Raw genomic sequence first — 25,198 nt, forward strand, 5'->3', positions numbered from 1 at the left:
GCGATGGCGACGACGCCGGCGCCACCCACGGCGCCACCGAAGCCCACCTGGGACCCCCGGGGCGCCGAACCGCCCTTCCCCTGGGTGCGCCCGACCATCCGCATAAGGCTGACGCTGCTGTACGGCGGCATGTTCATGATCGCGGGCATCCTGCTGCTGTCGATCATCTATCTGCTGGCGGCCTCCGCGCTGCACACCGGCGGGAACCAGCCGTTCAAGATCGTCGGCGGGCAGAACGTCACGGTGACGAGCGGGAGCTGCCAGCTCCCGACCACACCGGGCAACATCACGGAGTTCAACGACGCCATCAGCGCCTGTATGACGCAGCAGCGCCAGCGCGCCCTGGACGACCTGCTGACCCGCTCCCTGATGGCGCTGGTCGGCCTCAGCGTCATCGCCTTCGCCTTCGGTTACGCGATGGCCGGCCGTGTCCTGTCGCCGCTGGGCCGGATCACCCGCACCGCCCGCCGCGTCGCCGGGACCGACCTGACCCGGCGGATCGAGCTGGACGGCCCGGACGACGAGCTCAAGGAGCTCGCGGACACCTTCGACGACATGCTGGACCGCCTGGAGCGGGCCTTCACCGCCCAGCAGCGGTTCGTCGCCAACGCCTCCCACGAGCTGCGGACCCCGCTGGCGATCAACCGCACGCTCCTGGAGGTCCACCTCTCCGACCCCGGTGCGCCCATGGAGCTCCACCAGCTCGGCAAGACGCTGCTGGCCACCAACGAGCGCAGCGAGCAGCTGGTGGAAGGTCTGCTGCTGCTCGCCCGCAGCGAGAACGAGATCGTCGACCGCAAGCCGGTCGACCTGGCCGAGGTCGCCACCCGCGCCCTCGACCAGGCCCGCGGCGAGGCCCAGGCCAAGGGGGTGGAGATCCGCGGCGAGCGGGCGCCCGCGGTGGTCCAGGGCAACGGCGTGCTCCTGGAGCGGATCGCCCTGAACCTGGTGCAGAACGCCGTGCGCTACAACGTGCCCGACGACGGCTGGGTCTCGGTCACCACCGAGCTCAAGGACGGCCAGGCGGTCCTGGTGGTCTCGAACACGGGGCCGGTGGTTCCCGCGTACGAGATCGACAACCTCTTCGAGCCGTTCCGGCGGCTGCGGACCGAGCGGACCGGGAGCGACAAGGGCGTCGGACTCGGCCTGTCCATCGCCCGGTCGGTCGCGCGGGCCCACGGAGGCCGTATCATCGCGGAGCCCCGTGAGGGAGGCGGGCTCGTGATGCGTGTCACCCTGCCTGCCTGAGATGCTTTTCGACACCGTCGAGAAGTTCGCTTTGAGCGGAATTTTCGGGACCTGTTCCGAAGTTATCCGTGTGTGATCAATCACAGGGACAAATTTCCGGCCATCTACTCTCCGTGATCAAGGCTTCCCCCGTAAAACCGGGAAAAGTCCGGGTTTCCGGGGGGTGAGATCACGGGAAGTACACGGGGTGACGCCCGTGAAGTGCGACATTCGGACCGTGTACGGTCCGGATCGCCATCCAGGACGATCACTCTTGAGGAGTGCGGCTGGGTGTCGATTGAGTAACAGACCTTGATGTGAGGCAAAATCTCCGCCTCGGGTCGGGCACAAGTCCGGCCTCTCACGCGTTACGTGCGCTGGAGACACCGCAACCACCCAGAGGGGGAGAGCGACATGGCAACGGACTACGACACCCCACGCAAGACCGACGACGACGTCGATTCCGACAGTCTTGAAGAACTGAAGGCCCGGCGGAACGACAAGTCCGCCTCGGCCGTCGACGTGGACGACTTCGAGGCCGCGGAGGGCATGGAACTGCCCGGCGCGGACCTCTCCAACGAGGAACTCGCCGTCCGGGTCCTGCCCAAGCAGGCCGACGAGTTCACCTGCATGAGCTGTTTCCTCGTGCACCACCGCAGCCAGCTGGCCCGCGAGAAGAACGGTCAGCCGATCTGCCGCGACTGCGACTGATCGGGCAGCCCGTGAAAGGCAGGGCAGGCGCCGAACCGCCCCGGAAGCGACCGTTCCGGCGAAAGGGTGCCCCGGGTTCGCCCGAGGCGTCCCAGAGCGGCACAGGCCCGGCAGAGGGCGTCCAGACGCCCGCCGAGCCCCCCGCTCTCCCCGCGGTGGGCTCTGCCACAGACGGCAACGAGGACGAGCGGGGCCGACCGGCCTCGCTCGAAGCGGCGCGGGACGGCCAGGCGGGGCCCGCGGCCGGGGCCCGACGCCTGGGCGCCCTGCGCACCGCCACCACCAAGGGCGTACCGGCCCTCACGAAGGGGATCCGCAAGAGCGGCGCGAGCGCCTGGGCCGGAATCGGCCACCTCGCCGACCGCGTCATCGACATCGCCCCGCGTGTTCCCGTGCGCGACCTGGCGACCCTGCGCCGGCAGTTCCCCGGTCTCGGCCCGGAGGAGATCGCGGACAAACTGATCGCGGGCGCGGCGAACGCCACCTCCACGGTGGGCGCGGGCGTCGGCGCCGCCGCGATGCTCCCCGTCCCGCCGGCCATGCCGGCCGAGCTGGCCGCCGAGGTCACCGGCGTCGCCGCCATCGAACTCAAGCTCATCGCCGAGCTCCACGAGGTCTACGGGATGCGCCCGCCCGGCAATCTCAAAGAGCGCTCCATGGCGTATCTGACGTCCTGGACCGAGGAGCGCGGTGTGCAGATGACCAAGCCGGCGACCCTCAACGTGGCGCTCGGCGGGCAGATGAAGCGGGAGCTGCGCCAGCAGATCATGAAGCGCATGGTCCGCAACCTGCCGAACCTCACCCCGTTCATGGTCGGAGCCGCGGTCGGCGCCGTGATGAACCGGCGCGACACGAAGAAGGTGGCCGCGCACGTCCGGGCGGACCTGCGCAAGCGCCAGGTGCCGTGGGACGCGCTGCCCCCGCTCCCCCCTCTGGAGCAGCCCGCCGACCCGCTGCGGCCCGGGGAGCCGCCCAAGGAGCTGGGGCGCTGACGCGCCCTGTCCGTAGGGGCGCCCATGACCCTGGGCGCGGTCGTCAGAGGCCCGCCCGCACCCCGTCCAGCGCCGCCTTGAGGGCTTCGGGGTTCCTCGTGGAGAGGTAGGCGTACGGGGTCGGGTCCTCGGGATCGGTGATCTCCACCCGTACCGCCGTCGGAATGTAGCTGCGCAGCAGCATGAAGGCGCGCGGGTCGGCCCTGTGCAGCCGCCAGGCGCGGGCCTCCTCCGCGTCCAGGACCTCGGGCTCGCCGAGCGCGGTCACCGGGATGCGGGCGTCGCCCGCCACCAGCGTGCCCGCCACCACCCGGATCCGTACCGAACCGTACGAACTCACCACAACCGCGGCCGCCGCCGTCCCGCCGATGAGGCCGGCCAGGAGCGGCAGCCCGCCCAGCGGGAGCAGCATCAGCGCGCACGCCACCCCGACCAGAGCGGCGATCAGCCACCAGGAGCGGGGGGCGGTGAGGCGTTCGGTGTACTGAGGGGCGTTCGGCTGCATGACAGCAAGCTTGGCACGGCGCGACCGGCGCACCGGACCGCGGGTAAGGTCAGCGGCTGTGACTGCTAGATCTGCGTCCCTGACGCCCCCGGCCGACGCGAAGCCGCCGGTCCGGCACCCCGACGCGCCCGCCCCGGGCGAACTGCTCGGCGCGCACTACGAGCACTGCTTCGGCTGCGGCGACGGACAGCCCCACGGACTGCACCTTCAGGCGCGGGCCGGTGAGGGCGTGGCCGTCACCGCCGAGTTCACCGTGCGCCCCGCCCACCAGGGCGCGCCCGGACTCGCGCACGGCGGGGTGCTCGCCACGGCGCTCGACGAGACGCTCGGCTCGCTGAACTGGCTGCTCCAGACCATCGCGGTGACCGGCCGGCTGGAGACCGACTTCGTCCGGCCCGTGCCGGTGGACACCGTGCTGTTCCTGGAGGCCGAGGTGACGGCCGTCGAGGGCCGGAAGATCTACTCCACGGCGACCGGGCGGATAGGCGGTCCCGGCGGGCCGGTGGCGGTCCGGGCCGACGCCCTCTTCATCGAGGTGAAGGTCGACCACTTCATCGAGAACGGCCGCCCGCAGGAGATCCAGGCCGTCATGTCCGACCCCGACCAGGTCAGGCGCACCCGCGCCTTCGAGGTGAACCCGTGAGCCGTAACCCCGTAGACGTCCTCATCCGCCGAGTCGATCCGCAGGTGCCGATTCCGGCGTACGGGCACCCCGGCGACGCGGGGGCCGACCTCGTCACCACCGAGGCCGCCGAACTCGCCCCCGGGGAGCGGGCCGTCCTGCCCACCGGCGTGAGTATCGCCCTGCCCGACGGGTACGCGGCCTTCGTGCACCCGAGGTCGGGCCTGGCCGCACGCTGCGGTGTCGCCCTGGTGAATGCCCCGGGGACGGTGGATGCCGGGTACCGTGGGGAGATCAAGGTGATCGTGGTCAATCTCGACCCGCGCGAGACCGTGCGGTTCGAGCGATTCGACCGGATTGCCCAACTTGTCGTCCAGCAGGTCGAGAAGGTCCGTTTCCACGAGGTGGCGGAGCTTCCCGGCTCGGCGCGGGCCGAGGGGGGCTTCGGTTCCACCGGCGGTCATGCCGCCGTGGGCAGGGCCTTCGGCAGTGAACAGGGTGGGAATCGATACGCGGTCGTATCCGACCGGGAAGGACAGTGACGTGTTCGGACGTCGCAAGAAGAGCGGATCCGCCGACGAGACGGCGGGCGAGGCCGAGCAGGTCGTCGACGGCATCGATGCTGAAGACGGCGACTACGCCGATGCCGACCACGCCGGTGACGGGGACGAGCCGCGCAGGGTGAACCTGCCGCCGGCGCCCCGGCCGGACGGTCCCTGGGACGTCTCCGAGGTCTCCGAGCCCGGCGACGGCCGGGTCGACCTGGGCGGCCTGTTCGTCCCCGGGGTCGAGGGCATGGAGCTGCGGGTCGAGGTCGCGGGTGACGCGATCGTCGCGGCGACCGTCGTGCTGCGCGACAGCGCCGTACAGCTCCAGGCCTTCGCGGCCCCCAAGAACGAGGGCATCTGGGGCGAGGTCCGCGAGGAGATCGCCTCCGGCATCACCCAGCAGGGCGGCATCATCGACGAGGTCGAGGGTCCGCTGGGCTGGGAGCTGCGCGCCCAGGTGCCGGTCCAGCTCCCGGACGGGACCAACGGCGTCCAGCTGGTCCGCTTCGTGGGCGTGGACGGCCCGCGCTGGTTCCTGCGCGGTGTCATCTCCGGCCAGGGCGCGGTCCAGCCGCAGGCCGCCGGGCTCCTGGAGCAGATCTTCCAGGACACGGTCGTGGTGCGCGGCGAGGGCCCGATGGCCCCGCGCGACCCGATCGTCCTGAAGCTCCCCGACGACGCGCAGATGATGCCCGACGGCGTCCAGCAGGAGGAGCAGGAGGGCTCGCGCTTCTCCGGCGGCATGGGCCAGCTCCAGCGCGGCCCGGAGATCACCGAGGTGCGCTGACCCCCACCGGTCCTTCGACGGGCCGCGTCCCTCTCCGGGGCGCGGCCCGTCGGCGTTTTCCGGCCCGTGGGCGTTGCCGGTCACGGTGTCCGCTGCACATACTGGCGCGGCCGGGGAACAGACGTACGGGGGAGCGGGCATGAGCGAGAGCACCAGCGGTCACGGCACGGCCGTGGCCGAGCAGCCGGGCACCGGGCCGATGGTGCGCGTGGAGGACCTGCGCCGCAGTTACGGCGAGGGCGCCGCCGCCGTCCACGCGCTGCGCGGGGTGTCCTTCGAGGTGCCGCGCGGCGAGCTCGTCGCCCTCAAGGGACGCTCCGGATCGGGCAAGACGACGCTGCTCAACCTGGTCGGCGGGCTGGACCGGCCGGACGGCGGCAGGATCACCGTCGACTCCACCGACCTGGCGGACCTGGGGGAGGAGGGGCTGCTCGCGCTGCGCCGCGACCGGATCGGCTTCGTCTTCCAGTCCTTCGGGCTGATCCCGATCCTCTCGGCCGCCGAGAACGTCGGCGTCCCGCTGCGGCTGCGCAAGGCCGACCCGAGCGAGCGCGACGCGCGCGTGGAGCTGCTCCTCGCCCTGGTCGGGCTCGCCGACCACGCCGAGCAGCGGCCCGGAGAGCTCTCCGGCGGGCAGCAGCAGCGCGTCGCCATCGCCCGGGCACTCGCCAACCGGCCCGCGCTCCTGATCGCCGACGAGCCCACCGGCCAGCTCGACGCCGAGACCGGGCTCGCCGTGATGGAGCTGCTGCGCGCGGTGGTGCGCAGCGAGGGCGTGACCGCCCTGGTCGCCACCCACGACACCCAGCTGCTCGGCCTCGCGGACCGCGTCCTGGAGCTGAGCGACGGGCGGATCACCGACCACGGCTGACCGGCCCGGTCCGCCGGCCCTGCCCACCCCCCATCAGAATCGCGTCAATACGGCGGCCCATCGGACCCCCCGTCCGATTTGCCGGAATAGATGCCCGTAAGGTCGGCATCGCGCACGCAGCAGTTCTCTGAAGGACAGTGGGGCCATGGCACGCGGCAGGCTACGGATCTACCTCGGTGCGGCACCGGGCGTCGGCAAGACGTACGCGATGCTGTCCGAGGCCCACCGGCGCGTGGAACGCGGCACCGACTGCGTGGTGGCGTTCGTCGAGCACCACGGCCGGCCGCGCACCGAGGTCATGCTGCACGGCCTGGAGCAGGTCGGGCGCCGCGGGATCGAGTACCGCGGCGCGGCCTTCACCGAGATGGACGTCGACGCGGTCCTGGAGCGGCGGCCCGCCGTCGCCCTGGTGGACGAGCTCGCCCACACCAACGTCCCCGGCGCGCGCAACACCAAGCGCTGGCAGGACGTCGAGGAGCTGCTCCGGGCGGGCATCGACGTGGTGTCCACCGTCAACATCCAGCACCTGGAGTCGCTGGGCGACGTCGTGGAGTCGATAACCGGCGTGCGCCAGCGCGAGACGGTGCCCGACGAGGTGGTGCGGCGCGCGGACCAGATCGAGCTCGTCGACATGTCGCCGCAGGCCCTGCGCCGCCGGATGGCGCACGGCAACATCTACACCTCCGACAAGGTCGACGCGGCCCTGTCCAACTACTTCCGCCCGGGCAACCTCACCGCCCTGCGCGAGCTCGCGCTGCTGTGGGTCGCGGACCGGGTCGACGAATACCTCCAGCAGTACCGGGGCGAGCACGGCATCCGCTCCACCTGGCAGGCCCGGGAGCGGATCGTCGTCGGTCTGACCGGCGGGCCCGAGGGCCGCACCCTGATCCGGCGCGCGGCCCGGATGGCCGCCCGGGGCTCCGGCAGCGAGATCCTCGCGGTGTACGTGGCGCGCAGCGACGGGCTGACCGCGGCCTCGCCCGAGGAGCTGGCCGTCCAGCGCACCCTGGTCGAAGACCTGGGCGGAACGTTTCACCACGTCATCGGCGACGACATCCCCGCCTCCCTGAGAGAGTTCGCCCGGGGCGTCAACGCCACCCAGATCGTCCTCGGCTCCAGCCGCCGCAAGAGCTGGCAGTACGTCTTCGGGCCGGGCGTCGGCGCGACCGTCGCCCGCGAGTCCGGGCCCGACCTCGACGTCCACATCGTCACCCACGAGGAGGCCGCCAAGGGGCGCGGCCTGCCGGTGGCGCGCGGCGCCCGGCTCGGACGGGCCCGCAGCGTCGCGGGATGGCTCACGGGCGTGGCCGGACCGGCGCTGCTCACGCTGCTGCTGACCAACGTCGACGCGGACCTCGGGCTCGCCAACGACATGCTGCTCTTCCTGACGCTCACCGTCGCCGCGGCCCTGCTCGGCGGCCTGCTCCCGGCGCTCGCCTCGGTGGCCTTCGGCTCGTTCCTGCTGAACTACTACTTCACCCCGCCGCTGCACCGGATCACCATCGCGGACCCCAAGAACTTCCTCGCCATCGCGATCTTCTTCCTGGTGGCGGTCTCGGTCGCCTCCGTGGTCGACCTCGCGGCCCGCCGCACCCACCAGGCGGCCCGGCTGCGCGCCGAGTCCGAGATCCTCTCCTTCCTGGCGGGCAGCGTGCTGCGCGGCGAGACCGCGCTCGACGCGCTCCTGGAACGGGTCCGCGAGACCTTCGCCATGGAGTCCGTCGCCCTCCTGGAGCGGGCCGGCGACGTCGAGCCGTGGACCCGCGCGGGCAGCGTCGGCCCGCACCCCGTCGCCCGCCCCGAGGACGCCGACGTCGACATGCCCGTCGGCGACCACATGGCGCTGGCCCTGAGCGGACGGGTGCTGCCCGCCGAGGACCGCCGGGTCCTCGGCGCCTTCGCCGCCCAGGCCGCCGTCGTCCTCGACCGCCAGCGCCTGGTCGACGAGGCGGAGGAGTCCCGCAAGCTCGCCGAGGGCAACCGCATCCGCACCGCGCTGCTCGCCGCCGTCAGCCACGACCTGCGCACCCCGCTGGCCTCCATCAAGGCCGCCGTCAGCTCGCTGCGCTCGGACGACGTCGACTGGTCCGAGGACGACGAGGCCGAGCTCCTCGCGGGCATCGAGGAGGGCGCCGACCGGCTCGACCACCTCGTCGGCAACCTGCTCGACATGTCCCGCCTCAACACCGGCACGGTCGTCCCCATCATCCGCGAGACCGACCTCGACGAGGTGGTCCCGATGGCGCTCGGCGGCGTCCCCGAGGACAGCGTGGAGCTGGACGTGCCGGAGAGCCTGCCGATGGTGGCCGTCGACGCCGGACTCCTGGAGCGGGCCGTCGCCAACCTCGTGGAGAACGCCGTCAAGTACAGCCCCGCGGGCGCGCCCGTCCTGGTGGCCGCGAGCGCGCTGGGCGAGCGCGTGGAGGTCCGGGTGGCCGACCGGGGCCCCGGCGTCCCCGACGAGAGCAAGGAACGGATCTTCGAGCCCTTCCAGCGGTACGGCGACGCCCCGCGCGGCGCCGGCGTGGGACTCGGGCTCGCGGTGGCCCGCGGCTTCGCCGAGTCGATGGGCGGCACCCTCACCGCGGAGGACACTCCCGGCGGCGGCATGACCATGGTCCTCACCCTCCGGGCGGCAGCGCCCGGCCCCCGCCCGGCCGCCGCCGGCCTCTCCGCCCGGGCCGCCTCGTGACGTACGGCCCTTCGACAGAAAGCAGGACCCGCATGACCCGGGTGCTCGTGGTGGACGACGAGCCGCAGATCGTCCGCGCCCTCGTGATCAACCTCAAGGCGAGGAAGTACGAGGTGGACGCGGCCCCCGACGGGGCGAGTGCCCTCCAGCTCGCGGCGGCCCGCCACCCCGACGTGGTGGTCCTCGACCTCGGTCTGCCCGACATGGACGGCGTCGAGGTGATCCGGGGGCTGCGCGGCTGGACCCGGGTGCCCATCCTGGTCCTCTCGGCCCGCCACACCTCCGACGAGAAGGTCGAGGCGCTGGACGCGGGCGCCGACGACTACGTCACCAAGCCCTTCGGCATGGACGAGCTGCTCGCCCGGCTGCGGGCGGCCGTCCGCCGCGCCGAACCGGTCGGCAGCGAGGGCGCGGACGACGTGGTGACGGTGGAGACCGAGGGCTTCACCGTCGACCTGGCCGCCAAGAAGGTCAACCGGGAGGGCCGGGACATACGCCTCACGCCCACCGAGTGGCACCTGCTCGAAGTGCTGGTGCGCAACACCGGCCGGCTGGTCAGCCAGAAGCAGCTCCTCCAGGAGGTATGGGGCCCCTCCTACGGGACGGAGACGAACTACCTGCGCGTCTACATGGCGCAGCTGCGCCGGAAACTGGAGCGCGATCCCTCGCATCCGCGCCACTTCATCACCGAGCCGGGCATGGGCTACCGCTTCGAGCGGTGAGCGGCCGTGCCCGTGCGGTGACGGCCGCGCGGCGGTCCCGGCGGGGGCCCGGCGCGGGCACCTCCCGTGTCGGCGGGGGCCGGTACGCTTTCTGTATGAGTGCTGACCTTCGAACCGAGAAGCCCGCGGGGCGCTTCCGCCGGATGCTCGACCGGCTGTCCACCTCGCAGGAGGATCTGCACTCCGCGGAACTGCAGGAGGACACGCAGGCCACGGGGTGCACCCGCATCTCCGACTGCGACGACCGCCAGATAGTCAAGGTGACTGGTACCTTGCGGACGGTCACCCTGCGCCCGAGGGCGGGCGTCCCGGCGCTGGAGGCCGAGCTCTTCGACGGGACCGCCCCGCTGGACGTGGTGTGGCTGGGACGGCGCTCGATCGTGGGCATAGAGCCGGGCCGCAAGCTGATCGCCTCGGGCCGGATCTCGATGAGCCACGGCCGGCGGGTGCTGTTCAACCCCAAATACGAACTCCGACCACTCGGACAGGAGTAGCCGGTGACGTCAGCCGACAAGCCGACCACCACGACCGCCGCCCCGCACGCCCGGCACGCGCGCGGTGACGCCGACGCCAGAGCCGTCACCGAAGCCGCGCTCTTCGAGGCGTTCGGCGGGATCCGGGGCATGGTGGAGACCTGCCTGCCCGGGCTCCTCTTCGTCTCGATCTTCACGGTCAACAAGGACCTGCACAGCTCGGCGATCGCCGCCGTCGCGGTGTCGCTGCTGCTCGTGGTGGTCCGGCTGGTCCGCAAGGACACCGTCAAGCACGCCTTCAGCGGCGTCTTCGGCGTGGCCTTCGGCGTGGTCTTCGCGATGATGACCGGCAACGCCAAGGACTTCTACCTGCCGGGCATGCTCTACACCCTGGGCCTGGCGCTCGCCTACCTGGTGACGACGCTCTTCGGGGTCCCCCTGATCGGTCTGATGCTGGGACCGGTCTTCAAGGAGAACCTGTCCTGGCGCACCCGGAATCCCGGCCGCAAGAAGGCGTACGCCAAGGCGAGTTGGGCCTGGGGCCTGATCCTGCTCGCCAAGTGCGCGATCCTCTTCCCGCTCTACTGGTGGGCCAACACCTCCCAGCTCGGCTGGGTGCTGATCGCCCTGAAGATCCCGCCGTTCCTGCTGGCCGTCTGGCTGACCTGGATCTTCCTGGCCAAGGCCCCGCCGCCCATCGACGTGTTCGCGGAGATGGAGGCCGAGGAGGAAGCGGCGAAGGCCGCGAAGGCAGCGAAGGCCGCCGAGGCGGCCGGGAGCTGACGACGTGACAGGGGGCCCGGGGTGCGCGATACGCACCCCGGGCCCCTTTCACGCGCCTCAAGGGGGTGCGGGGAACCGCCCGACCGGCCCCGGCCCCGGACGGATCCCGGGGCGGCCCGACCACCTCTCCGGTGACCCGCCACAAGGAAGACCCCACAAGGAAGACCCCACAAGGAAGGGGCGGGGAGTACCTGACGTACTCCCCGCCCCTTCCCGCCGTGAGCGGGCGTCAGCTCGCCGCGTCGTCCCGCCGGACCGACAGCAGGTCCTCCAGCTGCTCCTCGCGCGCCTGCGCGGCCACGAACAGCAGCTCGTCACCGGCCTCCAGGGTCTCCTCGGGCTGCGGCGTGAGCACCCGCGTACCGCGAATGATCGTGACCAGCGAGGTGTCCTCCGGCCAGGCCACGTCCCCGACCTGGGTGCCCGCGAGAGCCGACTCCGGCGGCAGCGTCAGCTCGACGAGGTTGGCGTCCCCGTGGCTGAAGCGCAGCAGCCGTACGAGATCACCGACGCTCACGGCCTCCTCGACCAGCGCCGACATCAGACGCGGGGTCGAGACGGCGACGTCCACGCCCCACGACTCGTTGAACAGCCACTCGTTCTTCGGGTTGTTGACCCGGGCGACCACACGCGGCACGCCGTACTCGGTCTTCGCGAGCAGCGAGACGACCAGGTTCACCTTGTCGTCGCCGGTGGCCGCGATGACCACGTTGCAGCGCTGGAGCGCCGCCTCGTCCAGCGAGGTGATCTCGCAGGCGTCGGCGAGCAGCCACTCCGCCTGCGGCACCCGCTCCACCGAGATGGCGGTGGGCGCCTTGTCGACGAGGAGCACCTCGTGACCGTTCTCCAGCAGCTCGCCCGCGATGGAACGACCCACCGCGCCGGCCCCGGCAATCGCGACGCGCATCAGTGACCGCCCTCCTCGGGACCCTGGGCGAAGGCCGCCTCCACCTTTTCGATCTCGTCCGTGCGCATCATCACGTGGACGAGGTCGCCTTCCTGCAGAACCGTCTGGGAGCTGGGCAGCACCGCTTCGCCCAGCCGGGTGAGGAAGGCGACGCGCACGCCCGTCTCCTCCTGCAGCTTGCTGACCTTGTGGCCGATCCAGGCCGCGGAGGTGTGCACCTCCGCCAGCTGGAGGGCGCCGCTCGGGTCGCGCCACAGCGGCTCCGCGCCGGACGGCAGCAACCGCCGCAGCATCTGGTCGGCGGTCCAGCGGACCGTGGCGACCGTCGGGATGCCGAGCCGCTGGTACACCTCGGCGCGGCGCGGGTCGTAGATACGGGCCGCGACGTTCTCGATGCCGAACATCTCCCGGGCCACCCGGGCCGCGATGATGTTGGAGTTGTCGCCGCTGGAGACCGCCGCGAACGCGCCGGCCTCCTCGATCCCCGCTTCACGCAGGGTGTCCTGGTCGAAGCCGACGCCGGTGACCCGGCGCCCGCTGAACCCGGAACCGAGCCGGCGGAAGGCCGTGGGGTCCTGGTCGATGACGGCGACCGTGTGCCCCTGCTGCTCCAAGGTCTGCGCGAGAGCGGCTCCCACTCGCCCGCAGCCCATGATGACGATGTGCACGTCCCCTCACATACTTCCTTCTCGGCGTTGCCCGGTGACGAGCTTATGCGGCTCACGGCGCGATGCACTCACCAGCGTCGGTACTTCCCCCGGCGCAGTCGGTGAGCATCCCACCGGACGGTGCCCCGCCGCACACCCGTCGCGCAGGCTGAGACGCGTGGAAGCGGGAGGGCGTTCACTCCGGCCGGGCACCGATGGCGTCCGGCCCGCGCGGAATGCCCGCGTCCGCACACGCCGCCGAGCGCCGCCCCCCACCCGCCGGCCGCCACCCGCCGCCGCCGGGCCTGCGGCGCGACGCGGCGGCGCGGGAGGTGTCCGGGATCACCCTCCGGGATCATCCGCCGGGGCCGGGGCCGGGGCCGGGGCCGGGGCCGGGCCGGAAGGGAATCGGAGCCGGAGCCGGAGCCCGGGTCCCCGCCTCCGACGGTTGCACCCGGGGCCCGACCAGGCGGCCTCCAGGGCGCCGCGCGGGCCCGGCCGGCCCCCGTCACGGCCGTGTGGGCGGCTCTCTCGTACGGATGGGGGGTGGCGGGTGGGCCGCGTCAACACGATGCCCTTACGCTTCTCTGTTGTGTCCAAACTGACCGACGTGCCCAAACGGATCCTGATCGGCCGGGCGCTGCGCAGCGACAAGCTGGGAGAAACGCTCCTCCCCAAGCGCATCGCGCTCCCCGTCTTCGCGTCCGACCCCCTCTCGTCCGTTGCGTACGCACCCGGAGAAGTCCTCCTGGTGCTGTCCGTGGCGGGTGTGTCGGCGTACCACTACAGCCCCTGGATCGCCGTCGCGGTCGTGGTGCTGATGTTCACCGTGGTCGCCTCGTACCGGCAGAACGTGCACGCCTACCCCAGTGGCGGCGGTGACTACGAGGTCGCCACCACCAACCTGGGGCCCAAGGCCGGACTCACCGTCGCCAGCGCGCTCCTCGTCGACTACGTCCTGACCGTCGCCGTCTCGATCGCCTCCGGCATCGAGAACCTCGGCTCGGCCGTCCCGTTCGTCGTCGAGCACAAGGTGCTGTGCGCGGTCGTCGTGATCGTCCTGCTGACCCTGATGAACCTGCGCGGGGTCAAGGAGTCCGGCAAGCTCTTCGCCATCCCCACGTACGTCTTCGTGGGCGGCGTCTTCGTCATGGTCGCCTGGGGCGCCTTCAAGGGCCTGGTCCTCGACCACACCATGAGGGCTCCGACGGCCGACTACACGATCCACGCCGAGCACCAGGGCCTGGCGGGCTTCGCGCTCGTCTTCCTGCTGCTGCGCGCCTTCTCCTCCGGCTGTGCCGCGCTCACCGGCGTCGAGGCGATCAGCAACGGCGTCCCGGCCTTCCGCAAGCCCAAGTCGAAGAACGCCGCGACTACGCTGGCCCTGATGGGCGCCCTCGCGGTCACCATGTTCTGCGGCATCATCGCGCTGGCCATGGTGACCAAGGTGCGGATGGCCGAGAACCCGGCCACCGATCTGCTCCACAACGGCGTCCCGGTCGGCTCCGGCTACGTCCAGAACCCGGTGATCTCCCAGGTCGCCGAGGCCGTCTTCGGCAAGGGCAACTTCCTCTTCGTCATCCTCGCCGCGGCCACCGCGCTCGTGCTGTTCCTGGCCGCGAACACCGCGTACAACGGCTTCCCGCTGCTCGGCTCGATCCTCGCCCAGGACCGCTACCTGCCGCGCCAGCTGCACACCCGCGGCGACCGCCTCGCGTTCTCCAACGGCATCGTGCTGCTGGCGGGCGCCGCGATCCTGCTCGTGGTGATCTACGGCGCCGACTCGACCCGGCTGATCCAGCTCTACATCGTCGGCGTCTTCGTCTCCTTCACCCTGAGCCAGACCGGCATGGTCCGGCACTGGAACCGCCACCTCGCCACCGAGCAGGACCCGGCCAAGCGCCGCCACATGGTCCGCAGCCGCGCGATCAACACCTTCGGCGCCTTCTTCACCGGCCTGGTCCTGGTCGTGGTGCTCGCCACGAAGTTCACCCACGGCGCCTGGGTCGCCCTGCTCGGCATGGTGATCTTCTACGGAACGATGACCGCGATCCGCAAGCACTACGACAAGGTGGCCGAGGAGATCGCGGCGGCCGAGGAGCGCCCCGACGAGTACGTCCGCCCCTCGCGCGTCCACTCCGTCGTCCTGGTCTCCAAGCTCCACAAGCCGACCCTGCGCGCCCTCGCCTACGCCAAGCTGCTGCACACCAACCAGCTCGAGGCGATCAGCGTCAGCGTCGACGCGGCCGAGACGAAGGCCCTCAAGGACGAGTGGGACCGGCGCGGCATCGACGTCCCCCTGAAGATCATCGACTCGCCGTACCGCGAGATCACCCGCCCGGTCATCGAGTACGTCAAGGGCCTGCGGCGCGAGAGCCCGCGCGACGCGGTCAGCGTCTACATCCCCGAGTACGTGGTCGGCCACTGGTACGAGCACCTGCTGCACAACCAGAGCGCGCTGCGCCTGAAGGGCCGCCTGCTCTTCACGCCCGGCGTGATGGTGACGTCGGTCCCGTACCAGCTCCAGTCCTCCGAGGTCGCCAAGAAGCGGGCCCGCAAGCGGCAGGAGTGGAACGCGCCGGGTTCGGTGCGGCGGGGCCCGGTCTCCGCGCACCGGCCCAAGGAGCCGACCGGCAAGGGCTGAGCGGCCGGTCCCGTCCCCACGGGGACGTAGACTGGGGGGCTGCCGTCCGGTACGGGACCTGTGAACGGTCCTTTACGGGGACGGCGGCCCCCTTCCCCATTTCCCCCTGGCACCCTGGAGTCCCGCCCTCATGCAGAACGAGCCTGAGTCCTCGTCTTCGTCCCCGTCCTCGGCTTCGCTGGTCGGGCAGGAGTACGAGGTCGAGGTCGGCCCCGTGGCGCACGGCGGGCACTGCATCGCCCGCACGGAGCAGGGCCGGGTGCTGTTCGTCAGGCACGCGCTGCCGGGCGAGAGGATCGTCGCGCGCGTCACCGAGGGCGACGAGGACTCCCGCTACCTGCGCGCGGACGCGATCGAGATCCTCTCCGCCTCCAAGGACCGGGTCGAGGCGCCGTGCCCGTTCGCGGGTCCCGGCAAGTGCGGCGGCTGCGACTGGCAGCACGCCAAGCCGGGCGCGCAGCGCCGCCTCAAGGGCGAGGTCATCACCGAGCAGCTGCGCCGGCTGGCCGGGCTGACGCCCGAGGAGGCCGGCTGGGACGGCACGGTCATGCCCGCCGAGGGCGACAAGCTCCCCGCGGGCGAGGTCCCGGCCTGGCGCACCCGCGTCCAGTACGCCATCGACGAGGACGGCCGGGCCGGTCTGCGCAAGCACCGCTCGCACGACGTCCAGATCATCGACCACTGCATGATCGCGGCGCCCGGCGTCAGCGAGCTGGGCGTCGAGAAGCGCGAGTGGCCGCAGATGGAGTCCATCGAGGCGATCGCGGCGACGGGCTCGCACGACCGCCAGGTGGTCCTGACCCCGCGCCCGGGCGGCCGCCTGCCCCTCGTCGAACTCGACAAGCCGGTCTCGGTCCTGCGCGTGGAGGAGAAGGACGGCGGCGTCCACCGCGTCCACGGCCGCGCGTTCGTGCGCGAGCGGGCGGACGAGCGTACGTACCGGGTGGGCATGGGCGGCTTCTGGCAGGTCCACCCGAAGGCGGCCGACACCCTGGTCAAGGCCGTGATGCAGGGCCTGATGCCGCGCAAGGGCGAGATGGCGCTCGACCTGTACTGCGGCGTCGGCCTCTTCGCGGGCGCGATCGCGGAGCGGGTCGGCGAGCAGGGCGCGGTGCTGGGCATCGAGTCCTCCAAGCGCGCGGTGGAGGACGCCCGCCACAACCTGGCGGACCTGCCGCGGGTCCGCGTCGAACAGGGCAAGGTCGAGCAGGTCCTGCCCCGCACGAAGATCACCGAAGCGGACCTGATCGTCCTGGACCCGCCCCGTGCGGGCGCGGGCAAGCAGACGGTCCGCTACCTGTCGGGCCTGGGCGCCCGCCGCATCGCGTACGTGGCCTGCGACCCGGCGGCACTGGCCCGGGACCTGGCGTACTTCGCGGAGGGCGGCTACAAGGTGCGGACGCTCCGGGCGTTCGATCTGTTCCCGGTCACGCACCATGTGGAGTGCGTGGCGATTCTGGAGCCGGTACGCGACGACGCCTGAGCGGCTGCGGCTGCGAATGCCTCTGCGGCTAAGGCTGCGGCTGCTTCTGCTCTTCTGCCCCTTCCCTTGCGGTTTCCCTGCCTCTCCCTCCGGCGTTCCAAATCGGGGGGGGCGGCGGGTCCGCCGGGGCTGGGGCGCGCAGGGAAGACGGATGTGCTGTGCCCATGTGCTTGACCCCCGCCTTAGTGAGTGGTTGAGTACTCACATGAAGACGGAACGCCGCCAACTCTCCACAGCCGAAGAGCGCCGAGGCACAGTGCTGCATACGGCCATCGGGGCGTTCGCGGCCCGCGGGTACTTCGGGACCACCACGACCGAGGTCGCCAAGGCCGCCGGCATCTCGCAGGCCTACGTCTACCGCCTCTTCCCGAACAAGGAAGTGCTGTTCACCGCGGTCGTCGAACACTGCTTCGTCCGGGTCCGCGCGGCCCTGGAGGGCGGCGCGGCGAACGCCGAGAGCAGCGCCCCCGAAGCGGTCCTCGCCTCCATGGGTGACGCCTACGCCCGTCTGATCAGCGACAACGACCTCATGCTGGTCCAACTGCACGCCCAGGCGGCGGCTGTCTCCGAGCCCGCGATCCGGGAGGCGGTACGGGCGGGGTACGCCCGCACCGTCGAGTACGTCCGCGGTGCCTCGGGGGGGAGCGACGAACAGGTCCAACAGTTCTTCGCCACCGGCATGCTCTGCCACCTCCTGGTCTCCCTCGACGCCGAGGCGGTCTCCGCACCCTGGACCCGCACGCTCACGGCCGGGATCACCCACTACTGAGCCGTGCTGCCGGCAGGGCTTCGCCCCGACGCACTCCGGGGCACGGTTTTTGGGAGTCGAGAGTGAGTGGTCGACCACACATACTGCTGACGGGCTCATTCGACATTCGAAGCCTGACGGTCGTCTCGACGCCTGCCCACCTCGCCACGCCCACGCCCTCCCATCACCACCACTCCGTCTCACTCGACACTGACAAGGAGCTCAAGACCATGGACGACTTCCAGCCCCGCATCTCCGCCGACAGCACCATCGGCATCACCTCCACCTCCCCCTCCCCCTCCACCCCCACCCCCGTCACCGAAGCGGTGCTGCCGGGCATCGTCGAGCCGGACGGCATCCAGGTCCGAACGCGGCCCGCCCGCCCGGCCGGCCCCGGACAGGTCGTGCTGGCGATGGAGGCTGCGGGAATCTCCTTCGCCGAACAGCAGATGCGCCGCGGCAAGTACTACGACCAGCCGCCCTTCCCCTTCGTCCCCGGCTACGACCTCGTCGGACGGGCCGTCGAGGTGGGGGAGGGCGTTCACGGCGGACTGCTGGGGCGGCGCTTCGCCGTCCTGACCAAGACCGGGGCCTGGGCCAGCCGCGTCACCGTCGACGCCGGCGACCTGACCGAGGTGCCCGACGCGGTCGACTCCGCCGACGCCGAGACGTTCGTGGTCAACGGCATCACCGCCTGGCAGATGCTGCACCGCCTGGCGAAGGTACGCCCCGGACACACCGTCCTCGTCCACGGCGCGAACGGCGGTGTCGGCTCCACCCTGGTCCAGCTCGCCCGTATCGCAGGCGCCCGGGTAGTCGGCACCACCTCGGCCAAGCACCACGACGCCGTGCGGGCCCTGGGCGCCGTCCCCGTCGACTACCGCGCCCCTGACATGGACGCCCAGCTACGCGCCCACGCCCCGCAGGGATACGACGCGGTGTTCGACCACGTCGGCGGCGAGGGCATCGTCGCCTCCTACCGCCTGCTCGCCGCCAAGGGCACCCTCGTCTCGTACGGCAGCGCCTCGACCCGCGACGTCGAGGGCTCCTCGAAGGCGCCGGTCCTCAAGCTCCTCGCCCGCCTGGCACTCTGGAACGCCCTGCCGAGCGGCAAGGGCGCCCACTTCTACAACATCTGGGCCGGACGCCGCCGCCTCGCCACCTTCCGCGCCAAGCTGCACACCGACCTCGCCCAGGTCCTGGCCCTCCTCGCCGACGGCCGACTGATCCCCCAGGTCGCCGCGCGCATCCCGCTCACCGAGGTCGGGAAGGCGGTACGGCTGGCGGAATCCGGCACCGTGGTCGGCAAGGTTGTTCTGGTTCCGTAGGGTGGTCTGGTTCTGTAGGCACCCGTGCCCGAGGAAGTGCTGAGGACGTGCTGAGGACGGCTCTCCTCCGTCAACTACCGGACGTGAACAGGGGTTCCCGCTCCCCGGCGTCCGTCCCGCCGAAGAACCTCTCCACATCCCCGTCCCCGACCTCCCCCAGCGACCCCGGACTCCACTTCGGTTCCCGGTCCTTGTCGATGACCTGGGCGCGGATCCCCTCGACCAGGTCCGGGGAGCTCAGGGCCGCGCAGGAGACGCGGTACTCCTGGGTCAGGACCGCCTCCAGGGTGGGCAGTGCGCGGGCCCGGCGCATCGCCGCCAGCGTGACCTTCAGGGACGTGGGCGACTTCGTCAGGAGCGTCTCGGCCGTCTGCTTCGCCTCCTGGACGCCCGTGGCGAGCAGCCGGTCCACGATTTCCTCCACCGTGTCCGCCGCGTAGCAGTGGTCGATCCAGTCGCGGTGTGCGGCCAGCTCGCCGGGCGGGGGTTGGTGGGTGTGGCGGGGGAGCACTTCCTCTACGGGGGTGGTCGACAGCTCCGCCAGGAAGTCCCCGAGGCGCGACGAGGGGACGTAGTGGTCCGCCAGCCCGCAGAGCAGCGCGTCCGCCGCCCCCACCTGCGCGCCCGTGAGGGCCAGATGGGTGCCCAGTTCGCCGGGGGCGCGGCTGAGCAGATACGTGCCGCCCACGTCGGGAACGAAGCCGATCCCGGTCTCGGGCATGGCGACGCGCGAGCGCTCGGTGACCACCCGCACATTGCCGTGGGCCGAGACCCCGACCCCGCCGCCCATCACGATGCCGTCCATCACCGCCACATACGGCTTGGGCCAGTGGGCGATCCGGGCGTTGAGGCGGTACTCGTCCCGCCAGAAGTCCGCCGAGGCCGTGCCGCCCGCGCGGGCGTCCTCGTAGATCGCGCGGATGTCGCCGCCCGCGCACAGCCCGCGTTCGCCGGCGCCCGTGAGGACGACCGTCTCCACGTCCGGGTCGTGCTCCCATGCCGTCAGCGCCTCGTCGATCCGGCGGACCATGGCGTGGGTCAGCGCGTTGAGCGCCTTCGGCCGGTTCAGGGTGAGGTGGGCGGCGCGGCCGTGAACGGACAGCAGGACGTGGTCGTGGTCGGGCCGGGCGGCGGTGGGCGGGAGTGTGCTGGTCGTGCTGCGACCCATGCGTGGGGGTTCCTTCCGGGCCTTGCTGAACCTTGCCGATCTTCCAGTCGATCTCCCCGAACATATAGTTGGGCCTCCCGGAGAGTCCATCGCGCGCGTGAACGCGTGTGGGGGAGGCCGGGCTGTGGCGTTGTCCGCCGTTCGTACGGTTCGGGGTTCGGGGTTCGGGGTTCGGGTTGGACCGTCTCAGTACACGTCCCGGACGTACCGCTTCCCCGCCGTCAGCCGCTTCAGATACGCCGCCGCCGACTCCTCGTCCATCCCCCCATGAGCCATCGCGATGTCGCGCAGCGCCCGGTCGACGTCCTTGGCCATCCGGGAGGCGTCGCCGCACACGTAGAAGTGCGCCCCTTCCTGGAGCCAGGACCACAGCAGCGGGCCGTGTTCGCGCATCCGGTCCTGCACGTACACCTTGGCGCGCTGGTCGCGGGAGAACGCGGTGTCCAGGCGTGTGAGCGTGCCCTCCGCGCTCAGCTTGGTCAGCTCGTCCTCGTAGTAGAAATCGGTGGCACGGTGCTGCTCGCCGAAGAACAGCCAGTTCGGTGCGGAGTGGCCCAGGGCGCGGCGCTCGTAGAGGAAACCGAGGAACGGCGCGACCCCGGTGCCGGGGCCGACCATCACCATCGGCGTCCCCGGGTCGGTGGGCGGGCGGAAGTGCCGGGTGCGCTGGACGTACACCGGCACCGGCGCGTCCGGCGGCGCGTCCGCGAGCAGCGCCGAACAGACGCCCGCGCGCGGGTGGCCCAGGCGGTTCTCGTACCGGACGACCGAGACCGTCAGGGACACCTCGTGCGGGTCGGTCAGCGGACTGGACGATATCGAGTACAGCCGGGGACGCAGGCCGCGCAGGACGCCCGCCCACTCGGCCGCGCTCGCGCGCACCCCGTGCTCGGCCACCACGTCCACCGCCTGGCGGCCCCAGGACCACTGCGCCAGCTGCCACTTGTTGTCGGCGCGCAGCAAGTCCTTCAGTCGGCGGTCATGGGTCCGCTCGGCCACGAACTTGAGCAGGTCGGGGCCGACCCGGGTGATGTCCAGGTGTTCGTGCAGCGCCGTACCGAACGGGACCTCGCCGACCCCGCCGATCTCGACGGGCGTGGTGGAGTCCAACCCGGTGACGGCCAGCCACTCGGCCACCAGATCGGGTGAGTTGACCGGGTGCACGCCGAGCGCGTCCCCGGCCGCGTAGGTGAGCGGGATGTCGCTCGCGCGGGTGTCGAAGGTGAACCGCCGCACCTCCTTGCTCGACCCGGGGAGGCTGAGCAGTGAGTTCCCCGTCAGCCGGGCCGTGATGGCGGCGGCACGGGAGCTGGGGAGCGGGACGGTGGGGAGAGAGGTGGCCGGGGCGCCCTGGGGCCGGGTCGTCCCGGAACTAGGAGGAATGGTGGTGTTGAGGACCGAGGAGGTCGCTGTACCCGGTGAACGGGCGGTGAGCGCCGCGAGTTCCCGGCCATCGACGAATTCGCCGGACGTATTTCCGGGCGCGCCCGGGGCGCGGGTGCCGGGGGCACCCAGGGCCGCGTCCGGCGGGTGGCCGGCGGCCGAACCGTCCGCCGGGTGACCGGCTGCCGCGCCGGGAGCCGTGGCGGCAGCGGCCGACAGCTCCTCCAGCTTGGCCAGCACCCCGCCGATCCACTCCTGGGCCCGGTCCTCGAAGTCCGGCTCGCAGTCGGTGCGGGGCAGCAGCCGTACCGCGCCCAGTTCGGCCAGGCGCTGGTCCAGGCGGCGGCCGTGTCCGCAGAACTCGTCGTAGGACGAGTCCCCGAACGCCAGGACCGCGTAGCGGCGCCCCTCCAGACGCGGAGCCCCCTCGTCCGTCAGCGCGTCCCAGAACGCAGCGCCGTTGTCGGGCGCCTCGCCGTCCCCGGTGGTGCTGGTGATCAGCAGTACCTCGGCGTCGGTGGGCAGCGTGTCCGGGGTGGCGTCGTCCATGGCGACGAGCCGGACGCGGTGTCCGGCGGCGGCGAGCTGCTCGGCGCCGGCCGCCGCGAGCTGCTCGGCGTTGCCGGTCTGCGAAGCCCACAGCAGGAGCACGTCACGGCCCCGTGGGGCGGGAAGCTGTGCGACGGGTGCGGGAGCGGGGGCGGGGCGCGGGGCCGTGCGCGAGTACATCCCGGCCAGCACCCCGTTCACCCAGAGCGCGTGCTCCTCGCTGAACGGTGCCGTGGGTGGCAGTACGGGGATGCCGGGCGCACCCGTCTCCAGTCCTGCCAGGAAACCGGCGAGATACTGGCGTTCCTGCTCGGTGAGGACCGGCGGCGGCGTCCCGAGCCCGAACAAGGCGGCCGGAGCGGCTACTTGGCCGGCCGCCAGGTGTGCGTCGGGGGCCGTGCGCTGGGCCGGGACGGCGTGGGGGAGGGGTGCGGGGGCGTCGAGGAGCGCGGTGCCTGTGCCGAGCGCCCCTGCCGTGCCGCTTGCGCCTGTCGCGGTGGCATATCCCGACGCGCTGGCAGCTCCCGTCGCGCCGGCGGCTCCCATCGTGCCGCTCGCGCCCACTGCTGCCATCGCGCCGGCCGAAACGAGCGTTCCCGCCGTCCCGGACAGGCCCACCGCCGGGCCGCCCGAGCCGTCGCCGGCTGCCGACGTCCCGCCCAGCCTGGCGGCCGTCCCCGGCATCACGGGCCGCGCCGGTTCCACCGCCGACTTCGTCAGCGACACCGCGCACACCTTGAACTCGGGCTGGAGCGAGATCGGGTCGACCGCGTCGCTGGTCACCGCGTTGATGCTCAGATCCGTGCCGTACAGATCGCTCCAGTGGAAGGGCGCGAAGCAGCAGCCCGGCCGCACCCGGTCGGTCACCACGGCGGGCAGCACCGCCCGGCCGCGCCGCGAGGCGATCTCGACGCCGTCGCCCTCGGTGATGCCGAGGCGTTCCGCGTCCTCGGGGTGCACCTCCACGAACGGCGCCGGGTTGAGCTTGTTGAGCTTGGCCACCTTCCCCGTCTTGGTGAGGGTGTGCCACTGGTGCTGCAGCCGCCCGGTGTTGAGCACGAACGGGAAGTCGTCGTCGGGCATCTCGGCGGCCGGGAGGTGCGGGCGCGCGTGGAAGACGGCCCGCCCGCTCGCCGTCGGGAAGACCGGGCCGCCGCCGTCCTCGGACACGTACCGGATCGGGTTGCGGTCGGGACCTTCGGCGGTCGGGGCGGGCCACTGCACCGGTGTGGCGCGCAGCCGCTCGTAGGTGACCCCGCGCAGGTCGTAACCGGTCTTCGGGTTCCAGGCGCGCTTGATCTCCTCGAAGACGTCCTCGGGACCGTCGTAGGTGAAGGCTTCCTCGTACCCCATCGCGCACGCCACGCGCGCGATGATCTGCCAGTCGGGCATCGCCTCGCCGGGCGGGTCGACGGCCTGCCGGGCGAGGGTGAGGTTGCGCTCGCTGTTGACGAGGACGCCCTCGGCCTCCGTCCACAGGGCGCCGGGCAGCACCACGTCCGCGTACGCGGTGGTCTCGGTCTCGGCGAACACGTCCTGGACGACGACGAACTCGGCCGCGCTCAGCCCCTCGACGACGGTGCGGCGGTTGGCCACGGAGGCGACCGGGTTGGTGCAGATCACCCAGCACGCCTTGATGTCGCCGTCGGCCATCCGCCGGAACAGTTCGACCGTCCCGAGCCCGGCCCCGTCCGTGCGCAGCGTGCCCGGCTCCAGCCCCCACAGCTCCTCGGTGAAGGTCCGCTCGTCGTCGACGAGCACCGAGCGCTGACCGGGCAGTCCGGGTCCCATGTAGCCCATCTCGCGGCCGCCCATGGCGTTCGGCTGGCCGGTGAGCGAGAACGGGCCGCTGCCCGGCCGGCATATCGCGCCCGTCGCGAGATGCAGGTTGACCAGGGCGTTGGTGTTCCAGGTGCCGTGCGTGGACTGGTTGAGCCCCATGGTCCAGCAGCTCATCCACTCGCCGGCCTCGCCGATCCACCGCGCCGCCGTACGGATGTCCTCCTCGGGGATGCCGGTGGTCCTGGCGACGCAGCCGGGCGGGTAGTCGGCCAGGAACTCGCCCATCGCCTCCCAGCCCTCGGTGTGCGCGGCTATGAAGTCGGGATCGGTGTGCCCGCCCTCCTCAAGGAGGTGGAGCAGACCGTTGAGCAGTGCGAGGTCAGTGCCCGGCTTGATCTGAAGGAAGAGGTCGGCCTTGGCGGCCGTCGCGGTGCGGCGCGGGTCGACGACGATCAGCTTCGCCCCCGCCTTGACGCGCTCCATCATCCTCAGGAAGAGGATGGGGTGGCAGTCGGCCATGTTGGAGCCGATGACCAGGAAGACGTCGGCCTTCTCGAAGTCCTGGTACGAGCCGGGCGGGCCGTCCGCCCCGAGCGACAGCTTGTAGCCGCTGCCCGCACTGGCCATGCACAGCCGGGAGTTGGACTCGATCTGGTTGGTCCCGATGAAGCCCTTGGTCAGCTTGTTGGCCAGATACTGCGCCTCCAGGCTCATCTGGCCCGACACATACAGCGCGACGGCGTCCGGGCCGTGCTCGTCGACGATCGACCGCAGCCTGCCCGCCGTCTCGGCGATCATCGCGTCGATCCCGGCCGGCACCGGCTCCGCCCCCCGTTCACCCCGTACCAGCGCGGTGCTCAGGCGCCCTGGAGCAGCGAGCATGTCGGCCGTCGTCGCCCCCTTGGTGCACAGCCGACCGGAATTGGCGGGGTGCGCCTTGTCGCCGGAGGCCTTGAGCACCGTGCGCCGGCCGTCCGGCCCCACGGTGATGTCGAGGACCATCCCGCAGCCCACACCGCAGTACGAGCAGACCGTGCGCACCTGGTCGGTGGCGGCCCGCGTGCCCTGTGCGGTCAACGGGTGTCCCCTCTCGTCTCGGCCGGGATCCCTTGGGCTCCGACCGTACGAAATGCCCGTTACTTCGATGTCACGTGCGGCGATCACGAGTGGTTACGTCGGCCACACTAAACGCGCCCCGATGCTGTGAGCACCTGTGTGCGACTGCGGCACGCCTCCGATGTCGGACATCACGAGGCGTCCGGGCAGGGTGTGAGGAGTGCGCCGCAACCTCGCGTACGTAGGTTCCAGCCCGCCCGCACCTTGCCTACACAGGTGCGAGGCGCCTACATAGGTGAAATCCATGCCTGCGCCGGTCGAGCCCACGTCTCCGTAGATCGACCCCCGCCGTAGCCGTCAAGAGCGGCAGTCCCGGCAGGGTGGCGATCAATGCCGGTTCGCTCCGTCCGTCACGCGGGGCTGATAGCGCGAGGGAACCCTGGGGGGGGCCGGGGCGGCCTCGGGGGCGACATGCCAGGGGTGGGGGGGGGGGGGGGGGGGGGGGGGGGGGGGGGGGGGGGGGGGGGGGGGGGGGGGGGGGGGGGGGGGGGGGGGGGGTGGTGTGGGTTG

Annotated in this window: 20 protein-coding genes; 15 read left to right on the forward strand and 5 right to left on the reverse strand. The window is 71.9% G+C overall.

Features of this window, described 5'->3' with window-relative positions; translation table 11 throughout:
* Nucleotides 1-3 precede the first annotated feature (3 nt).
* The 3 genes from AC069K_RS25855 (at nt 4) to AC069K_RS25865 (ending at nt 2,930) form a co-directional block, all read left to right on the forward strand.
* Nucleotides 4-1,248, forward strand: a complete 1,245-nt coding sequence (locus AC069K_RS25855; protein ID WP_358835113.1) for a sensor histidine kinase — start codon at nt 4-6, stop codon at nt 1,246-1,248.
* A 393-nt stretch (nt 1,249-1,641) separates the two neighbouring features.
* Nucleotides 1,642-1,938 carry a DUF4193 domain-containing protein gene (locus AC069K_RS25860; RefSeq protein ID WP_067165176.1) on the forward strand — a complete coding sequence of 99 codons (297 nt, stop codon included), beginning with the start codon at nt 1,642-1,644 and terminating at the stop codon, nt 1,936-1,938.
* An 11-nt stretch (nt 1,939-1,949) separates the two neighbouring features.
* The gene (locus AC069K_RS25865; protein WP_478620327.1) at nt 1,950-2,930 is read left to right on the forward strand and encodes a hypothetical protein; all 981 of its coding nucleotides are present in this window, start codon (nt 1,950-1,952) and stop codon (nt 2,928-2,930) included.
* 43 nt (nt 2,931-2,973) lie between these two features.
* Here the strand turns inward: AC069K_RS25865 and AC069K_RS25870 are convergent, their stop codons facing one another.
* On the reverse strand, nt 2,974-3,435 hold the full coding sequence (locus AC069K_RS25870) for a DUF3093 domain-containing protein (protein ID WP_358835115.1): 462 nt from the start codon (nt 3,433-3,435) through the stop codon (nt 2,974-2,976).
* A 58-nt stretch (nt 3,436-3,493) separates the two neighbouring features.
* Here AC069K_RS25870 and AC069K_RS25875 point away from each other — a divergent pair, with 58 nt between their 5' ends.
* The 8 genes from AC069K_RS25875 to AC069K_RS25910 all read left to right on the forward strand — a co-directional run bounded on the left by AC069K_RS25875 (nt 3,494) and on the right by AC069K_RS25910 (nt 10,933).
* Nucleotides 3,494-4,078 carry a PaaI family thioesterase gene (locus AC069K_RS25875; RefSeq protein WP_365111343.1) on the forward strand — a complete coding sequence of 195 codons (585 nt, stop codon included), beginning with the start codon at nt 3,494-3,496 and terminating at the stop codon, nt 4,076-4,078.
* Nucleotides 4,075-4,599, forward strand: a complete 525-nt coding sequence (gene dut, locus AC069K_RS25880) for a dUTP diphosphatase (RefSeq protein ID WP_358835117.1) — start codon at nt 4,075-4,077, stop codon at nt 4,597-4,599. Before AC069K_RS25875 ends, dut begins: the two co-directional genes overlap by 4 nt.
* Before the next feature lies 1 nt (nt 4,600).
* On the forward strand, nt 4,601-5,392 hold the full coding sequence (locus AC069K_RS25885) for a DUF3710 domain-containing protein (RefSeq protein WP_365111339.1): 792 nt from the start codon (nt 4,601-4,603) through the stop codon (nt 5,390-5,392).
* Between the two features lie 139 nt (nt 5,393-5,531).
* A complete protein-coding gene (locus tag AC069K_RS25890; protein WP_358835119.1) occupies nt 5,532-6,263 on the forward strand; it encodes an ABC transporter ATP-binding protein in 732 nt (243 codons plus the stop codon).
* A 145-nt stretch (nt 6,264-6,408) separates the two neighbouring features.
* The gene (locus AC069K_RS25895) at nt 6,409-8,955 is read left to right on the forward strand and encodes an ATP-binding protein (protein WP_478620334.1); all 2,547 of its coding nucleotides are present in this window, start codon (nt 6,409-6,411) and stop codon (nt 8,953-8,955) included.
* 32 nt (nt 8,956-8,987) lie between these two features.
* Nucleotides 8,988-9,677, forward strand: coding sequence for a response regulator (locus AC069K_RS25900; RefSeq protein WP_478620337.1), 690 nt, complete (start codon nt 8,988-8,990; stop codon nt 9,675-9,677).
* A 95-nt stretch (nt 9,678-9,772) separates the two neighbouring features.
* Nucleotides 9,773-10,171 (forward strand): OB-fold nucleic acid binding domain-containing protein, encoded by a 399-nt coding sequence (locus AC069K_RS25905; protein ID WP_190091524.1) that lies wholly within the window; start codon nt 9,773-9,775, stop codon nt 10,169-10,171.
* A gap of 3 nt (nt 10,172-10,174) precedes the next feature.
* Nucleotides 10,175-10,933 (forward strand): DUF3159 domain-containing protein, encoded by a 759-nt coding sequence (locus AC069K_RS25910; protein ID WP_358835122.1) that lies wholly within the window; start codon nt 10,175-10,177, stop codon nt 10,931-10,933.
* A 229-nt stretch (nt 10,934-11,162) separates the two neighbouring features.
* Here the strand turns inward: AC069K_RS25910 and AC069K_RS25915 are convergent, their stop codons facing one another.
* Both AC069K_RS25915 and AC069K_RS25920 read right to left on the reverse strand, forming a co-directional pair.
* On the reverse strand, nt 11,163-11,840 hold the full coding sequence (locus tag AC069K_RS25915; RefSeq protein WP_365111328.1) for a potassium channel family protein: 678 nt from the start codon (nt 11,838-11,840) through the stop codon (nt 11,163-11,165).
* The gene (locus tag AC069K_RS25920; protein WP_358831037.1) at nt 11,840-12,508 is read right to left on the reverse strand and encodes a potassium channel family protein; all 669 of its coding nucleotides are present in this window, start codon (nt 12,506-12,508) and stop codon (nt 11,840-11,842) included. Before AC069K_RS25920 ends, AC069K_RS25915 begins: the two co-directional genes overlap by 1 nt.
* Before the next feature lie 571 nt (nt 12,509-13,079).
* Between AC069K_RS25920 and AC069K_RS25925 the strand changes: the two genes are divergently transcribed.
* The 4 genes from AC069K_RS25925 (at nt 13,080) to AC069K_RS25940 (ending at nt 18,690) form a co-directional block, all read left to right on the forward strand.
* Nucleotides 13,080-15,131 carry an APC family permease gene (locus AC069K_RS25925; protein WP_358831038.1) on the forward strand — a complete coding sequence of 684 codons (2,052 nt, stop codon included), beginning with the start codon at nt 13,080-13,082 and terminating at the stop codon, nt 15,129-15,131.
* Between the two features lie 130 nt (nt 15,132-15,261).
* On the forward strand, nt 15,262-16,614 hold the full coding sequence (locus AC069K_RS25930) for a class I SAM-dependent RNA methyltransferase (protein ID WP_478620344.1): 1,353 nt from the start codon (nt 15,262-15,264) through the stop codon (nt 16,612-16,614).
* 205 nt (nt 16,615-16,819) lie between these two features.
* On the forward strand, nt 16,820-17,383 hold the full coding sequence (locus AC069K_RS25935; protein ID WP_478620347.1) for a TetR/AcrR family transcriptional regulator: 564 nt from the start codon (nt 16,820-16,822) through the stop codon (nt 17,381-17,383).
* Nucleotides 17,384-17,592: 209 nt separating this feature from the next.
* Nucleotides 17,593-18,690 carry a medium chain dehydrogenase/reductase family protein gene (locus AC069K_RS25940; RefSeq protein ID WP_478620350.1) on the forward strand — a complete coding sequence of 366 codons (1,098 nt, stop codon included), beginning with the start codon at nt 17,593-17,595 and terminating at the stop codon, nt 18,688-18,690.
* Nucleotides 18,691-18,760: 70 nt separating this feature from the next.
* Here AC069K_RS25940 and AC069K_RS25945 read toward each other — a convergent pair whose 3' ends face one another.
* Complete coding sequence (locus AC069K_RS25945) at nt 18,761-19,858, reverse strand: enoyl-CoA hydratase/isomerase family protein (protein ID WP_478620353.1); 1,098 nt, start codon at nt 19,856-19,858, stop codon at nt 18,761-18,763.
* A gap of 186 nt (nt 19,859-20,044) precedes the next feature.
* Nucleotides 20,045-24,574: a molybdopterin-dependent oxidoreductase gene (locus AC069K_RS25950; RefSeq protein ID WP_478620467.1), complete on the reverse strand. Its 4,530-nt coding sequence runs from the start codon at nt 24,572-24,574 to the stop codon at nt 20,045-20,047.
* Nucleotides 24,575-25,198: the final 624 nt, after the last annotated feature.

This window comes from Streptomyces sp. NPDC043908 (genome assembly GCF_056435525.1).

What these genes read in the sequence shown, in the direction of transcription:
- AC069K_RS25855 (WP_358835113.1), top strand. Translation starts at nt 4, where the DNA reads ATGGCGACGACGCCGGCGCCACCCACGGCGCCACCGAAGCCCACCTGG.
- AC069K_RS25860 (WP_067165176.1), top strand. Translation starts at nt 1,642, where the DNA reads ATGGCAACGGACTACGACACCCCACGCAAGACCGACGACGACGTCGAT.
- AC069K_RS25870 (WP_358835115.1), bottom strand. Translation starts at nt 3,435, where the DNA reads ATGCAGCCGAACGCCCCTCAGTACACCGAACGCCTCACCGCCCCCCGC.
- AC069K_RS25890 (WP_358835119.1), top strand. Translation starts at nt 5,532, where the DNA reads ATGAGCGAGAGCACCAGCGGTCACGGCACGGCCGTGGCCGAGCAGCCG.
- AC069K_RS25895 (WP_478620334.1), top strand. Translation starts at nt 6,409, where the DNA reads ATGGCACGCGGCAGGCTACGGATCTACCTCGGTGCGGCACCGGGCGTC.
- AC069K_RS25900 (WP_478620337.1), top strand. Translation starts at nt 8,988, where the DNA reads ATGACCCGGGTGCTCGTGGTGGACGACGAGCCGCAGATCGTCCGCGCC.
- AC069K_RS25905 (WP_190091524.1), top strand. Translation starts at nt 9,773, where the DNA reads ATGAGTGCTGACCTTCGAACCGAGAAGCCCGCGGGGCGCTTCCGCCGG.
- AC069K_RS25915 (WP_365111328.1), bottom strand. Translation starts at nt 11,840, where the DNA reads ATGCGCGTCGCGATTGCCGGGGCCGGCGCGGTGGGTCGTTCCATCGCG.
- AC069K_RS25930 (WP_478620344.1), top strand. Translation starts at nt 15,262, where the DNA reads ATGCAGAACGAGCCTGAGTCCTCGTCTTCGTCCCCGTCCTCGGCTTCG.
- AC069K_RS25935 (WP_478620347.1), top strand. Translation starts at nt 16,820, where the DNA reads ATGAAGACGGAACGCCGCCAACTCTCCACAGCCGAAGAGCGCCGAGGC.
- AC069K_RS25940 (WP_478620350.1), top strand. Translation starts at nt 17,593, where the DNA reads ATGGACGACTTCCAGCCCCGCATCTCCGCCGACAGCACCATCGGCATC.
- AC069K_RS25945 (WP_478620353.1), bottom strand. Translation starts at nt 19,858, where the DNA reads ATGGGTCGCAGCACGACCAGCACACTCCCGCCCACCGCCGCCCGGCCC.
- AC069K_RS25950 (WP_478620467.1), bottom strand. Translation starts at nt 24,574, where the DNA reads ATGGTCCTCGACATCACCGTGGGGCCGGACGGCCGGCGCACGGTGCTC.